The sequence below is a fragment of the Microcoleus sp. FACHB-672 genome, assembly GCF_014695725.1.
Classification (GTDB): domain Bacteria; phylum Cyanobacteriota; class Cyanobacteriia; order Cyanobacteriales; family Oscillatoriaceae; genus FACHB-68.
In genome coordinates this window covers 230166-245105 of sequence record NZ_JACJOU010000007.1, presented here as the reverse complement: position 1 = coordinate 245105, position 14940 = coordinate 230166, and the positions used below count along the sequence as shown (strand labels likewise).

At 47.7% G+C, this 14940-nt stretch carries 12 protein-coding genes and 1 pseudogene; 4 read left to right on the top strand and 9 right to left on the bottom strand.

The genetic code is table 11. The features are described from left to right. Positions 1-127 precede the first annotated feature (127 nt). The 5 genes and pseudogenes from H6F56_RS04705 to phnD form a co-directional block, all read right to left on the bottom strand. Positions 128-664 (bottom strand): cyclophilin-like fold protein, encoded by a 537-nt coding sequence (locus H6F56_RS04705; RefSeq protein ID WP_190665684.1) that lies wholly within the window; start codon positions 662-664, stop codon positions 128-130. After that, the gene (locus tag H6F56_RS04700; protein WP_309236437.1) at positions 664-975 is read right to left on the bottom strand and encodes a cupin domain-containing protein; all 312 of its coding nucleotides are present in this window, start codon (positions 973-975) and stop codon (positions 664-666) included. Before H6F56_RS04700 ends, H6F56_RS04705 begins: the two co-directional genes overlap by 1 nt. Positions 976-1640: 665 nt before the next feature. Continuing rightward, positions 1641-2231 (bottom strand): annotated as a pseudogene (locus tag H6F56_RS04695) (DUF1350 family protein). A gap of 162 nt (positions 2232-2393) precedes the next feature. After that, positions 2394-4226, bottom strand: a complete 1833-nt coding sequence (locus H6F56_RS04690) for a sensor histidine kinase (RefSeq protein WP_190665682.1) — start codon at positions 4224-4226, stop codon at positions 2394-2396. Positions 4227-4390: 164 nt separating this feature from the next. Then, positions 4391-5290 carry a phosphate/phosphite/phosphonate ABC transporter substrate-binding protein gene (gene phnD, locus H6F56_RS04685; RefSeq protein ID WP_190665681.1) on the bottom strand — a complete coding sequence of 300 codons (900 nt, stop codon included), beginning with the start codon at positions 5288-5290 and terminating at the stop codon, positions 4391-4393. Between the two features lie 720 nt (positions 5291-6010). Here phnD and H6F56_RS04680 point away from each other — a divergent pair. Then, entirely contained in the window at positions 6011-7018 is a 1008-nt protein-coding gene (locus H6F56_RS04680; protein ID WP_190665680.1) for an AraC family transcriptional regulator, read from the top strand. Here H6F56_RS04680 and H6F56_RS04675 read toward each other — a convergent pair. Continuing rightward, positions 7002-7304: a transposase gene (locus tag H6F56_RS04675; protein WP_190665679.1), complete on the bottom strand. Its 303-nt coding sequence runs from the start codon at positions 7302-7304 to the stop codon at positions 7002-7004. The genes H6F56_RS04680 and H6F56_RS04675 overlap by 17 nt on opposite strands. Before the next feature lie 193 nt (positions 7305-7497). Here H6F56_RS04675 and H6F56_RS04670 point away from each other — a divergent pair, with 193 nt between their 5' ends. Continuing rightward, complete coding sequence (locus H6F56_RS04670) at positions 7498-8679, top strand: acyltransferase family protein (protein WP_190665678.1); 1182 nt, start codon at positions 7498-7500, stop codon at positions 8677-8679. Between the two features lie 425 nt (positions 8680-9104). Here the strand turns inward: H6F56_RS04670 and H6F56_RS04665 are convergent, their stop codons facing one another. Then, entirely contained in the window at positions 9105-9869 is a 765-nt protein-coding gene (locus H6F56_RS04665) for a PHP domain-containing protein (RefSeq protein WP_190665835.1), read from the bottom strand. A 69-nt stretch (positions 9870-9938) separates the two neighbouring features. Here H6F56_RS04665 and H6F56_RS04660 point away from each other — a divergent pair, with 69 nt between their 5' ends. Further along, positions 9939-10667 carry an ATP-binding cassette domain-containing protein gene (locus H6F56_RS04660; RefSeq protein WP_190665677.1) on the top strand — a complete coding sequence of 243 codons (729 nt, stop codon included), beginning with the start codon at positions 9939-9941 and terminating at the stop codon, positions 10665-10667. Between the two features lie 65 nt (positions 10668-10732). Here H6F56_RS04660 and H6F56_RS04655 read toward each other — a convergent pair whose 3' ends face one another. Together H6F56_RS04655 and H6F56_RS04650 are read right to left on the bottom strand one after the other, a co-directional pair. Then, a complete protein-coding gene (locus tag H6F56_RS04655) occupies positions 10733-12004 on the bottom strand; it encodes a HetZ-related protein (RefSeq protein ID WP_190665676.1) in 1272 nt (423 codons plus the stop codon). Between the two features lie 695 nt (positions 12005-12699). Next, the gene (locus tag H6F56_RS04650; protein ID WP_190665675.1) at positions 12700-13362 is read right to left on the bottom strand and encodes an L-threonylcarbamoyladenylate synthase; all 663 of its coding nucleotides are present in this window, start codon (positions 13360-13362) and stop codon (positions 12700-12702) included. 56 nt (positions 13363-13418) lie between these two features. Between H6F56_RS04650 and larC the strand changes: the two genes are divergently transcribed. After that, complete coding sequence (gene larC, locus H6F56_RS04645) at positions 13419-14876, top strand: nickel pincer cofactor biosynthesis protein LarC (protein WP_190665674.1); 1458 nt, start codon at positions 13419-13421, stop codon at positions 14874-14876. The last annotated feature ends 64 nt before the right edge of the window (positions 14877-14940 follow it).

Below are 14940 nucleotides of genomic sequence, written 5' to 3'. Positions count from 1 at the left end.
CTTCACCTCGGTTATTCGGATTTAAGGGAGGCCATATCAATCAGGAAGCGGTACTTCATATTGGTGCTTGGTATTGCTCGTCATTGACCTGTTCCATTCAGTCCACAGTGCAGGCAGATCACCCTCTTTATGGCGATGGAACAAGCTCGATTGTCACTTCTACAGAGTCAGGGGTATTAAATGCCTCGATGCCAGCATCTATCTTGCTGAGCACGATGATGCCGGGGTCGGGGATTTCCTGTCCGTCATGGCGATAATAAATAGCCACATCAGGACCAGGAGACCAGTAAATGACATCTCCAACTTCATAAGTTTTGGTTCGCTCTCCCTCCTGCGAAATCGCTCTCGGCAGGTGGGCAAACTTTTCTCTTCCAAACAAATCGTTCATCGTCAGCGTTAATGGCAGCAGGGAAACAAAATCCCCAGTGGTTTTGCTGTCAATCAAAGTGGCTGTCACAACTTTGTCTCCGACCTTGATGTTTATCTTCATACTGTTTGCCCGCTCGGTTGATATTTCATTTGGTATCTTTGACGGGGTGCTGATGGTCATACTGTTATCGGCACGGCAGGCTGAGTCACTCAGGGACATCAATACGGCGAGAACCAAAATCAGCATTCTTTTCTGACAATTTTTTCCCTTAATGGCACGCCATCTCAAAAGCATTAAGATCTTCCTCTGTACTGCTCGTCACTGACCTGTTCCATCCAGTCCACGACCCTGCCGTCGAGTTGTTCGTGAATAGCAATATGGGTCATGGCTGTAGTTGCTGTAGCTCCGTGCCAGTGCTTTACACCTGGCGGAATCCAGACGACATCACCAGGTCTGATCTCCTGAACTTGACCGCCCCATTGCTGAACCCAACCAACTCCAGCCGTCACGATGAGGGTTTGCCCCAGGGGATGGGTATGCCACGCTGTGCGCGCACCAGGCTTGAAGGTGACACTTGCGCCAGAGGCGCGTGATGGATCGTGCACCGGAAAAAGAGGATTGATGCGGACAGAACCCGTGAAATATTCGGCAGATCCTTCAGTGGAAGGCTGCGAACCATTCCGCGTGATTTCCACGGTCTGTGCGCGATCGCCAGATGAGACTTGTGTATGCCCTGCCTGCGGGAACCCCAAAGCCAATAAGGAAAACGCCATGACAGGTATCGTGAGCCGTTTCATTTCTGTTCCTCCATAGTTGTGCAACGCCCATGCAAAGCTTGACCACAGCGACCAATGCCTGCCGTGGATTTGATGATGCTTCTCGTGCAATCGCAAGAAGCGCTTAACTAAATAAACTTGAGTGTTCTCTTGAAGAGAAATCCAGACGCTTACAAGAAGCCGGAATCACGTTTCATTGCTTTAATCTCATTCTATGAATCCTGAAAGGCAAGCAATAGGATGATTGTCTAGGATGGTTGTACAATCCTGCAAACCTGCACCGATTTCGATTCCAGCCACGCTAGATTCTCTTACAGGTTTAGCAGCTAAACCCTTGTCTTTACCTTGATGGGCCTATAAATCTATCTGACGGGCATAAGAAATGAACACTGCAAGAATGAGTGAAGAGTCTGGTAGAGCCTTGATGAATGACCTTCAGACAAAGCGCGAGGTAGAGCGAGTGCATCCAACGGTGTAAAAGTCTGCCCTGCTTTCTAACCAATATCTTGGCCTAGAGGAGTCGTATGACTACCGATGAGTTGCTTGAGCGTCACCATCTCTGGAAAGCAGTCTTGGATAATGTCGTATAAGCCTAGGGTTTGATCCAGGTCATCCTTGGTGAATTTAATTAACAGATTGCGACGGATTTGATAACGTTCAGCAATGATTACGTCGGTTTCCAAGGGCAAGGGGGTAAACTCCACTGGAAACGGAGTGGAGAATTTATCTAGGAAGGGGATTGACTTCCGAGCGGGGAAATTGTTGAAAGAAATGAGGATATTTCCGGCTCATTCTACTTTGGCTAAGCTGCCAATCAGGAGGTGCAACTTACAGCCCATACTGTGACCTAGCCCATAAATTGGGAGATGGCACTTCTGCAACAGTCCCCCATCTTAGAGGGTTTCTACGCCTGGGTTAAAGTTTTGGAACACCTGCTGGGCGATCGCTCGGTGATCAAAGGTATTCACAAACGGCGTGGCAATCACTACATAGCCTTGACGACTCAGATCCTCCAATAGCAACCGATAGGTGACATGGGGAGCCGTCGCCACAAAGGCACCCCCCAGAAAATGCAGAATCGCCACCTATCGAGGGGGAATTAAAACCCAGTTTACTGCTACTTCCTGCCAATCCATAGGGGGTTGTCAATTCTGAATTTGTAATTTTGGGGTTGGTGAGGGGTTATTTTTGAGGGTTTTTCAACCCTCCCCTAAAATTTTGGCAGACTCATTGCTTCATGCTAATGCTCATGAACGGGCCAAAGATAGGGAGGCGGGTTGCGGAATTTGAATCACAAACTCTGTGCCTTGTCCCAGTTCTGAAATGCAGGTTAGAGACCCGCCATGCTTTTCTGTGACAATCTGATAGCTAATCGACATTCCCAACCCAGTGCCTTTCCCCACTGCTTTGGTGGTGAAGAAGGGATCGAACAATCGCTTCTGAACTTCTTCCGGCATCCCTAGCGCATTATCCGCAATGCGAATCACCACTTGATCCGCGACTGCTTCAGTCCGGATCGTAATTTGACTAGGATGCTGACTTAATTCAGTGGGCGATCGCTTCGTATCCCGTTCCTCCAAGGCATCAATCGCATTGGTCAGAATGTTCATAAACACCTGATTTAACTGTCCGGCATAGCACTCTACCAGCGGTAAAGAACCATAGTCTCGGAGCACTTGAATGGTGGGACGTTGACTATTAGCCTTGAGCCGACCTTGGAGAATCATCAGGGTGCTATCAATGCCCTCATGGATCTCAACGGTCTTAATTTCTGCTTCATCCAGACGGGAGAAATTGCGTAACGATTGCACAATTTCACGAATTCGTTCTGTACCTACTTGCATAGAGCGCAAGATCCTCGGTAAATCTTCCCGTAAAAACTCCAGATCAATATCCTCTACTTTAGTTTGGATATCCAGAGTGGAATCAGGGTACTGGCGATCGTAGAGGGTAAGGAGTTCCAGTAAATCTTGGATGTATTGATTGGCATGGATTAAATTGCCATGAATAAAGTTGACGGGATTATTAATTTCGTGGGCTACTCCCGCCACAAGCTGTCCTAGGCTAGACATCTTCTCGGCTTGCACTAATTGAGATTGGGCTTGCCGAAGATGGTCAAGGGCTTGCTGAAGTTCCTGCGTTCGCGCCTCTACTCGGTCTTCCAAGGTGTCGCGGCTCAGCTCTAACTCATGGGTATACTTGTCTATTTGTTGAATCAGGCTGTTAAACGAAATTGCCAGGGTTCCCATCTCATCTTTGGTGGTGACAGGAACTTGCAGGGTGAAGTTTGATTCACGCGACACCTGTTGGGCAATCTTCGTGATGGCTTCAATGGGACGAGCAATAACTCGACCTGTCAGAATTGCTAGGACAACGGCCAACAGCACGGCTCCGCCCATACTGATCAGGATAATTTTTATGCGTAGAGCTTCTGCTGCTTCCATCTCAGAGGTGGCTACTAAGCGTTGATTTTGAGCCGCTTTGAGATTTCGATCCAGTTGTTCGGTAAAGCGGTCAAACTTGATCTCTAAGGTAAGGAACGAGTCTTTCCGTAGGGTTGCTAATAAATCTTGCTGGGCCTTGGATATGGAGGGTTGTGAAAGATCCGCAGGGTGAAACTGCTGCCAAGTCATTTCTGCCCATTGTTTATAGGCAGTCGTCGTAGCTTGATAGGTTTGGATGAACCGCTGAAAATCCTGCTGGGGCATCACCAGGGATGTAGGATGCTGGTCAATAAATTCCTGAAGTTTAGAAGAGAGAGCTTGGATTTGCGTAACATGCCCTAATAGCCGAGATCGCTCCAAGTCAAACCAGATCGGATCGCCTAACACCATCATCAGCCGTTGGGGATGGGCGCGAATCGCCGATGTTTCCCTAGCTAAGCTGCCGACTAGATCTTCTTGCTCATAGGCAATCTCTAATCGAGCTAGGGCTTGTTGCTGATAATAATCACCTACCACCAACCCGACTGTTGCTCCTGTAACTGCTACACCAATGGCTAGAGAATATCCATAGGCAATTTTTTTAGCAATTCCTAAACGTCCTACATAGGGCTGGAGAATTCTCAAAAACGTTTGCATGCTTCACCTCGAACAATTAGTATCCCGTTGGCAGGGGAGAACCTGGAAAGTTTCTCTTCTCAGCCTATTTATATCCGGGTCAATCCATCTTCAAATGGAACTAACTTTATCGATGTTCCGGACACACCATGCCAAATCGAGGGGAATTCTCCTACATTTTCTGCTTAACCTTGTAGGAAAGCGCCTTGTCCCATGACCTTATAGACCTGCCGAATTACGTCAAAGTCTGTATCTTGAATTTCAATCATCTTGCCCCCTGTAAACTTAGCACCATCGACTGGAGCGATCACTGCTAGAATCTCGGCTTGATTCTGAAAAATGCGTTGCTGGATATTGGCTACTAAACCAGCTTCTAGCTTACTATTCAACACAAAGGGATCGGAGGGTAATGAAACCCCTTTCGCCAAGATCGGTAAGTCAGTTGCGGTCATTTTTTCATCTTTCAGGAATTTTTCGTGACGCACAAAGCCGCCGCCCCAAGCGTCCACATCCCCGTTCTTTAAGGCAGGCAGTCCTTTTTTGCCTAAAAGCTTGATGGTCACGTCAACTTTAGGATCTAATCCCGCATCAATCAGTAATTTAATCGGGCCTAAATAGCCGCTAGTTGAGCCAAGCTCCCACAGGGCAATGGTTTTGCCCTTTAGATCCTGCACTGACTTGATTCCACTGTTCGATCTAGTTGCAAGGATCGAGTAGTAATTTTGCCGCTCAATGGCGGCAATGGGAACCGCATTCGTCCGGGCACGCATCACCACATACTCCGACGGGCCTGTAAATACTAGGTCAACCTGATCCTGTTGGAGAGCAGACACCACTGCAATATAGCTGTCTACGGGAACGAATTCTACCTTGGTTTCCAGAATCTTTGTCAGAAGTAACCGTAACGGTTCGTAATCTTTTTTCAAATCTTCTAGACCCTTGACATCAGAAACAGCAAACCTTAACTTCTCTAGTTTGCTGAAGGGAGAGGGACTCTGAAAAGGATTAGAGGATTGTGTCGTAGCGGTTGTGCAGCCCGACACAACAAATAAAGCTGAATAAAGGCAGAAGTTACGACGCTTCATAGATGCTACTTAGAAATAAGGTTGACTGACTCTATCCACTGAAACTTTACCACCCTTGTAAAACACTTCCACTGTGATTAAGTATTGTCAACTTCTATAGAACCCATTTGACATCTTCTGCTGCAATCGCAAGCTTAATACCTATCCGGGTTTCATCTTTTTTGCAGTAATTTCTCTATACTTTTATAGCTCTTGGTTGTTAGGTTGCTTCAAACGGCTTTCCTGCCTCCCTTGTGCTTTAAGAAAAGATCCCAAATGGGTTCTATACAGGTGTACTGATATAAAAGCTATTGAAGCTTAGGCGAACCCCAAAGCCAATAAGGAAAATGCCATGACAGGTATCGTGAGCCGTTTCATTTCTGTTCCTCCATAGTTGTGCAACGCCCATGCAAAGCTTGACCACAGCGACCAATGCCTGCTGTGGATTTGATGAGGCTTCTCGTGCAATCGCAAGAAGCGCTTAACTAAATAAACTTGAGTGTTCTCTTGAAGAGAAATCCAGACGTTTACAAGAAGCCGGAATCACGTTTCATTGCTTTAACCTCATTCTATGAATCCTGAAAGGCAAGCAATAGGATGATTGTCTAGGATGGTTGTACAATCCTGCACGCCTTGCACCAGATTCAATTCAAGTCACGCTAGATTCTTATACAGGCTTAGCTGCCAAACCCTTGTCTTTACCTTGATGTGTCCATAAATCTATTTGAGCAGGCACAAGAAATGAACGCTGCAAGAACGAGTGAAAAGTCTGGTAGAGCCTTGATGAATGACTTTCAGACAAAGCGCGAGGCAGACCGAGCGCAAGCCAACCGAGAGGAACTAACGGAGCGAATTGCCCAAGCGATTCGTCAAGATGGAGCGATCGAGTCGCTGAAAGGATTACACTTCTATCGCGCCTCCTACCCTTCGGAATGCTTTCATAGTGTGTCTATTCCTGCCTTTTGTGCGATTGCTCAAGGCAGCAAAGAAGTCCTTCTAGGCAGTGATCGCTATCAGTACGACCCAATGCATTATTTGCTGGGGACGGTCGAACTGCCGATTGCCAGCCGAATTCTAGAAGCAACCCAGGAAAAACCGTACCTGGGTCTTCGTTTCGATCTTGACCCTACTCTAGTTGGCTCAGCCATGGTTGAGGCAGGCTATCCCTCAGCCCAAAGGGGTGCTAGTGTCAAAGCAATCGACGTCAGTCCGTTGGATGTAGATCTGTTAGATGCTGTCGTGCGGCTCGTCAGGTTGCTCGATTCCCCGGCTAAAGCGCATGTGCTCGCACCTCTGATTAAGCGGGAGATTATCTACCGGCTCTTGATGGGAGTGCAAGGGAATCGGCTCCATCAGATTGCAGTTCTGGGTGGCTCTACCCACCAAATTGCTAGAGCCGTTGATCGACTTCGTAAAGACTTTAACCAGCCGCTTCGGATTGAAAGCATCGCACGAGAGCTGGGAATGAGTGTCTCGGGCTTTCACCATCACTTCAAGTCTGTCACTGCAATGAGTCCCCTGCAGTTCCAGAAGCAACTGCGGCTCCAGGAGGCTCGCCGTCTGATGCTGGGGCAAAACCTTGATGCTAGCAGTGCTGCTTACCGTGTGGGTTATGACGATGCCTCGCACTTCAACCGGGAGTACAAGCGCCTCTTTGGTGCACCACCAATGCGTGATGTGGAGCGGTTGCGAGAAGCTACTAGGGAGACTGCTATTGCAGTTGAAGGGTTGGTTAGGACAAAGACTTGAAGGCATTATCCACGGCCTCCCAGAAATTCTCAAATTGGTTTAGGGTTTTACACAGGTAGTGCTTGAGCCGTGCCCAAAACTTCTTAATCTTGTTTAAGTCAGGGGAGTATGGCGGCAGAAATAGCAGGGTGCATCCGGCTTGCTCAATGGCTTGTTGAATCGCCGCACACTTATGAAAACTGGCATTATCAATCACCACCACTTGCTCTGGGTGTAATTGGGGGACAAGCCATTGCTCGACCCATGCTTCAACCAAGCCGGTGTTACAACTAGCTTTAAATGTCATTACTATTCCTTCCATTGCTATACGCCAGCGATTTCATTTAATTAACTTGACAGACTTAATCAGTTGCTTTAGCTTTATGCCGGCAGTTAGGGCAATTCATTCTGCCTAGATATCAACTCAGTCTGCAAATATTATCTGGCGGCGCGGTATTTTGCCTCGTATTCTGGAAAAGACTTGAAACCGGCACCAACGAATGACAACTGACGAGCAATTTTTACCCACGCCAAAACAATCCCCGCGCCTAATGTCTCTGGATGTGTTTCGAGGCATTGCAATCACCGGCATGATTTTAGTTAACAATCCGGGTAGCTGGGATTATGTTTATGCTCCCCTAAAACACGCAGAATGGCACGGTTGCACCCCGACGGACTTAGTTTTTCCCTTCTTCCTCTTCATTGTCGGTGTGGCAATGGCGTTCTCTCTTTCCAAATACACCCCAGAAAATCGCCCAACTGCTGCCGTTTACAGGCGGATTGTCCGCAGATGTGTCTTACTATTTGCCCTTGGTTTATTATTAGCCGTTATTCCTTTAATTCTCGATTGGCTGTTTAATACAAAACCCCTTGATTTCAGCATCCTTCGCATTATGGGCGTCTTGCAGCGCATCAGTTTGTGTTACTTGATATCTAGCGCGATTATTCTGCATCTGCCGCGCAAAACTCAATGGGTGCTGGCAGCCGTGATCCTGCTGGGATATTGGGTGCTAATGCAACAAATTCCCGTACCCGGATATGGTGCCGGCAACTTCTCTCCCCACGGCGAAGGCAGTTTGCCGGCTTATCTTGATCGGCTGATCCTCACTTCTCCACACTTGCTAAAGCGTGACATCGGATTTGATCCCGAAGGACTATTCAGCACCCTTCCTGCCGTCGTCAGTGTTCTTATTGGTTACTTTACCGGGGAGTGGCTGCGCCGGCACAAAGTACGAACAGAAATTAGTGTGCAATTGGCGATTGCCGGCCTTTGTTGTCTAATTGTCGGGCATTTGTGGGGGTTCGTGTTTCCTATCAATAAGCAGCTTTGGACAAGTTCTTACGTTGTTTTTACCAGTGGTTGGGCGTTACTGTTGCTTGCCGGCTTGTACTATATTTTAGAAGTCCGCAACTGGCGTAAGTGGGCATGGCCATTTGAAGTGATGGGGTTGAATGCTATTTTCCTTTTTGTCGCCTCTGGTACTGTTGCCCGCTTTCTAATTAAGACTCATATCGGTGCCGGTAAAGACGCTCCCACAACTTATACTTGGCTCTACGAAAACTTATTTCGACCGTGGGCCGGCGCAATGAAAGGTTCCCTCGCTTTTGCCCTTACCACTGTCTTTTTGTGGTGGTTAATTCTTTATTTCATGTACAAAAAAAAGTGGTTTTTTAAGCTCTGAAAATCTGATTATTTAATCAAACAACTTTTGTTATAGCCTTACTCTGTGATTGGTTAATACTCAGTACCTCCAAAAGCTTGCAGCAGGGGCAAGATGCCCACTAGAAATCTAACAACCTATTTAGTATTGTTATATCTACAAAAATTTAAGATGTTGGGTTGATAAACTATTATCTACAAGAACTTGAGACGCTGCGTTCGGCGAAGTGAAACGGAGGGTATCAACTTAACCTACTTATCTGCGTATGGGTATGCCTATGCCTATGCCTGCGGCACGCTGCGCTTAACGGCACGCTATGCTTAACGGCAGGCTGCGCTATTATCTGCGGTTCTAATTCAAAAAGTTCTATTTTATTTCCGTAAATCCTACAAAAAAAGCAAAAGAAAAAATCTCTTCTTTTGCCTTGTATATTTTTAATTTTGCCTTTAAAGTCGCTGGAGCAAATTTTTTCCGTGAGTGTCGGTGCCGCAGGTTTTTAATAACCCGTAAGTAGCGCTAAATTGTTCCACCACTTGAGTTTGTTTGGGGCTAGTACGCCAAGGATTTGGATTATTGTAAGCGTAGTAACTTTCCACACCATCAATCCCTAATTCAGCAGCCGCTGGAATTAACTTAGTTTCTGAGATGCGATACCGTGCGGGATGCGCCAAAACTGCTAAACCACCAGCTTCCTGAATTGCAGAAATTACAGAGCCGGCTTGATAATCACTGCCCTGTACTCCTTTCCCTTGCAAATAAGGCTGCATACTCAGGTGTTCTGGGTCAAAAGCATAGCCTAAAATGTGTACCTCACATCCTAGTAAATCAGCATTCACTTCAACGCCAACCCACAGGTGGGGCGCTTGTGGGCATTCAGAATTAGGAATTGAGGAATGAGAATGATTGTTCTCATAATTCACTTTCAATTCTTCCTGATTTTGTTGCCATTGGTCTAACCAGTGCTGAGCCAGCTTATAGCCGTTAACACTGTGGTGATCTGTAATTGCCAGCCCTTTAAGACCAATTGTGATGGCTTGTTCAATCAACACCTCTGGCTGCAGTTGGCCGTCAGAGTGGACTGTATGCATATGAAAGTTATAAGAACGCGGACAACTTTCTGCATGAATCGTTTTAAAGACTTGCTTTAGTGCCGGCATATTCTGTGCTGCCGGCTTGGGCGAAGCAGAAGCCTGAGCAAGATTGACTGCCATGACTGCCTCAAAAGGAGTGGGTTCTTGTCTAATATATCGAAATATTTCTAAAACGGGAGCGACCATAGGATGCTGAAAGTCGCCTTTACCAAAAAGTTGTCTAATGCGTCTGGCCCAACAGCCCCTCCATTTCGGTTGGATATTGAATTTGAGGTTCCTAGTGGCTTGATTGTGCTATTTGGACAGTCTGGCTGTGGAAAAAGTTCCACCCTTCTAGCGATCGCCGGCTTAATGCATCCAGACTGGGGCTATATAAAAGTAGCAGAGACAACATTTTTAGATACAGACCGGCGCATCAATTTACCAGCGCATCGGCGACAAGTCGGATATGTTTTTCAAAATTATGCATTATTTCCCCATCTAAATGTTACTGAAAATATCAGTTTTGGGTTAAACCACTGGCACCGGCACCACCGCCAACAGCGAATTGCAGAATTAGTTGAGCTGTTAGAACTTCAAGACTTGGTGCATCTGCCGGTGGGGCAAATCTCTGGGGGACAGGCTCAACGAGTTGCCATTGCCCGTGCTGTTGCACCCTACCCAAAAATCCTTTTATTAGATGAACCGTTCAGTGCCCTTGATGATGAGTTGAGAGCTACTCTGAGAGCGGAGTTGAAAATTATTCAGCATCGATTGAATTTGCCCATTATACTGGTTACTCATTCACGTTCAGAGGCGATGGAACTTGCTGATCATGTCGTCACTTTAGGGGCTGGTAAAGTTATCGAAGTCGGCTTAGCAAAGCAATTGCTCGATTCTCGTTCTGATCAAATTCACTCTAATTTTCGTTGGGGTTAAGCGAGGTTAGATTATGGATTTTGGATAATTTTAATATCCAAAATCCAAACCTAGCTTGCTGTTCATCATTCGGTCACCAGTCCTGAGTTGCGGGCTTCCCAGGCCAGGTTTAACAGCTGAGTCCAGCGCTTTTGCAACTGTTTCGGCGTGCACTTTAAGACTTGGGCAATTTCTTGTTCACTCTTTTGGGCACGCTTGAGGTCTAATAGCTGCCGGTCTTGGGGGGTGAGTTTGTTCATAAACGCTTCCCACTGTTGGGGAGGCATTCCCAAATTTTGATCCAGATCCGCACCCAACCACTGATGCACCAGTTTCCAATTGTGAGAGCGAGCAAACTTTTCAACGTGGTACTTAAAGCGCTGTTGCAGGTAGTCCCGCTGACGTGAACTCAGATTGAGGACTTCATCAATTTCTTGTGCAGCCATGTCTTGAAGTTTTAAGACCAGGTAATCTACACAGTCCGATTGACCTTGAGATTCCAGATATTGTACGAGTTCGGCGACAACCCGATCCCGCAAAACGGCCTCAGCGGGGTCAATCGTTTCGGAGATCATCTGTTCTCGCACTTGTTGCGCGGCGTGAGAGCGATTTTGCACTTCTGCATCTTCGCCTTTGGGGAATTCAATCGCTTGTTCAATATCAAGGACTGTCTCAGCCGGCTGGTTGTTGGCGAACCCTTGAGCACGCAGCACCACCAACTGTTGGGCACCCCGACCGGGCAAGTTGATCCGACGCTTGGCAAAGTGTTCGGTAAAGGCCATATACTCGGCCAGTTCAAGCTGGGTGCGCGGCGTGTAATCTTCAGTGAGTTGGTTTTCCCGGCGGAAAGCTCGTAAAGATTCCATATAGAAGCCTTGCAGGAAGTCTTCGATCAGGTTGTAGCGGCCTTGAAAGCCCAAGCGTGAGCGTAACGGGGCAACATGGCGATAAACCATTGAACTGAGGGTGCTGTGCAGTTCCACGCGGCCTTGTTTGGAACCGAGTTGATAGTAATCTAGGCATTTTTGCATCCGGTGCCGTGCCAAGACTTGCTGCCAAGAGTGAACTTGACCGGAGTTTTGGATGCGGGCGCTTTTTTGGCAAATCCGCTCGATTTCCTTGGCAATTCGCATGGCGACTGCCGGCACGCTTCTGGAAGATGATTGGATTTTTTCGTGCAGTTCCCGGACAAGCTGGTTGGCTAGGGTTTGGGTGTCGATTCCTCCTAGGGAATTCATTTCTAGGGGTTCTGACTCGTTGCCCTGCCGAGGAGCATTATTGGGAGTACCGGATGGTGCAGGGTTGATGCTGAAATTGTTGGAAGTTTGGTAGAAGGAATTTGCAAGTGGGGAGTTCATGATTTTGCCTCTGGGGACGCACCGTAGCGACAAACAGTAATAAAGTCGTAGGCAGTTAGGGGAGGAAGCGTGTGAGGAGTGAGTTTCACCCGCCGCACCGTCTCTTAACTTTCTACTCTTCGACTGTATGAAACTGTCATTGTCTGCGGTGACGCCGCTGTGGCACTAACCCAACCTATGCGATATCGAGTTGCCACCCTCGAAAGTAACTGTTTGCCGGCCTTATACGGATATCCGAAATCCCTCTCGTCTCCAGGGGCGCAAACCCTTGCTGGATAATCACTCTCTGCCATAAAGACCGCTTGCCAACCAGTTAGATAGATGGGGGGTTTCACCCCTCAGTGTAGTGGACGATTGCTCAACTGGTCTACGTTCCCCAAACCGGCACAACAACTGTCACATTTATAGAAGAGATTCAAAAAGGTCATTGTAGTGATTGAATTCGGCTGGTCAGCTTAAACGAAAAAAGCCTGTAGATTCAATCATTTGTGAGTTAGAGGTTGCTCGCCTTTCTGTGTCGCTGGCGCTCTCCAACCGTGTCTGGCTTGAGCCTTAGTATCGCTGAATACAAAGCTTCTCTTCCTTCTCGCAACCCACGCATCAGGATACTGAGCAAAGAAGTGAGGGGAGTGCTGAGTGATGAGTGGGTGAGGAAGTGAGGGAAGGAGGGGGAGAAAAGCCCAATTCCTGATTCCCTACTCGCTGACGCCTGACACCCAAGTAGCTACGGCTTGCCATCCTAAACCTTGTCGCACAACCACGGCTTCTGGGCCGGTTAAATCTAAAATGGTGGAAACCTGATATCCTGGCTCTTGGCCACTGTCCACGATCACATCCACTAATTTTTCTAGCCGATCAAACAGTTCTGCCCGCCCAGGGGGGTTGTCGAGCGCCGGCTTTGTTTCATCATCATTCAGCAAGTGAGCTGAGGTAGAAATGATGGGATTGCCCAGCGACTGTAACAACGACTGACACACTGCATGATCGGGAACGCGAATGCCGGTGGTTTTACGCTTGGGGTTCATCACAAGCTTGGGCACTAATTTAGTTGCCGGCATCAAGAATGTGTAGGTTCCGGGTATCAAATGCTTCATGAGGCGATAAGCTTCATTTGTCACCACGGCGTAGTGCGCCACATTCGAGAGGGAAGGGCACAGGAAGGTGAGGGGCTTGTCGTTGGATAGCTGCTTGATGCGCCGCACGCGCTCTACTGCTGCCTTAACGTTGAGGTCGCAACCAATGGCATACACTGTATCGGTGGGATATAGCATGACTGCTCCATTCCGAAGCGCATCCTTAATTTCCTCGATTTTGCGTGCTTGGGGTGTGTCGGGATGAATTTGGTAAACAGTAGCCATAACAATAGAGTTGAGTGTTGAGTATTGAGTGCAGTTCTCCCCATTCTCAATGAACAATGAAGAAAATCGCTTACCTCGAATGTCCCACCGGCATTGCTGGTGATATGTGCCTCGGTGCTCTCGTTAGTGCGGGCGTTCCTTTAGATTACCTCATCGAAAAGTTGAACGGTTTGGGCATTTCTGAAGAGTACCAGTTACGCGCTGAACTTGTCCATCGCAATGGTCAGCAAGCCACTAAAGTTTATGTTGACTTAAAACAGACAGTTTTGCATTCTGTTTCAGCGGATTCTGCGGCAGTTCTACCTCTGGCAAGTGACGAGCCGGCTGAACCGCCAACGTTTAGTAATCATCACCCCCACGGCGAAAATCACAACCTGGATCACCGGCACGAGGCTAATACCAACCACAGCCATACGCGTCATCTGCCAGAGATTGAGCGGATGATTGCCTCAGCTCGGTTGCCGGCACGGGCGCAAGCATGGAGTTTAGCGGTATTTCGCAAGCTAGCAGCGGCAGAAGGGGCGGTGCATGGCATTCCCCCTGAGCGGGTGCATTTCCACGAGGTGGGTGCTACGGATGCGATTGTGGATATTGTGGGCACCTGTTTGGGGTTAGATTGGCTGGGAATTGATGAGCTGTATTGCTCTGCTTTACCCACCGGCGGCGGTACGGTGAGGGCAGCACATGGCGAGTTGCCGGTGCCAACGCCGGCAGTATTGAAGTTGTGGGAAATGAGGCAGGTGCCGGTTTACAGCAATGGTATTGAGCGGGAGTTGGTAACGCCAACGGGTGCTGCAATTGCGGTTACTTTAGCAAAAGGTTTTGGTTCTGTGCCGGCTATGGCGATAAATCGCCTGGGATCGGGTGCCGGTACTCGCCAGTTGGCAATTCCAAATATCCTACGTTTGTGGATTGGAAAAAAAGTCAAAGGCAAAAAGTTAAAAGTTAAAATAAAAGGGAAAAAGGGCAAAGCTGAACAGGTAATTTCTGCTAGCTTAGCTATTGGGAACTCAATGGTTATGCGTCCTTTGTCTTTGGCAAATGGTCAAAAAGAAAAGACAAATGAGAGCCAAATTGTTTCGGTACTGGAAACACAAATAGACGATCTGAGTCCGCAAGCGATTGGTTATGTCTTTGATGCCTTATTTGATGCCGGCGCGTTAGATGTGTTCACCCAATCAATCGGGATGAAAAAATGCCGACCTGGGATTTTGCTGACAGTAATTTGTCTGCCGGCAAATCAGGCTGCTTGTGAGGCGACGATTTTTCGGGAAACAACAACCTTAGGTATTCGCCGGCTGACTCAGGAACGAGCAATTTTGCAGCGAGAAATAGAGCCGGTGCAGACACCTTTAGGAGAGGTGCGCGTCAAGGTTGCCAAGTCTGGGGATACCATTACTAACGTGCAACCTGAATACGAAGATTGCGCTCAATTGGCAAAACAGCACAATCTCAGTTGGCGTGAAGTGCATCGCATCGTTTTACAAACTTGGTATAGCCAAAGTCAGCAGTAAAACGCAAAAGTTATCTAGACAGAAACAACTCCGCCCTTCTTAGCAAGAGCGGAGTTTTTTGTCT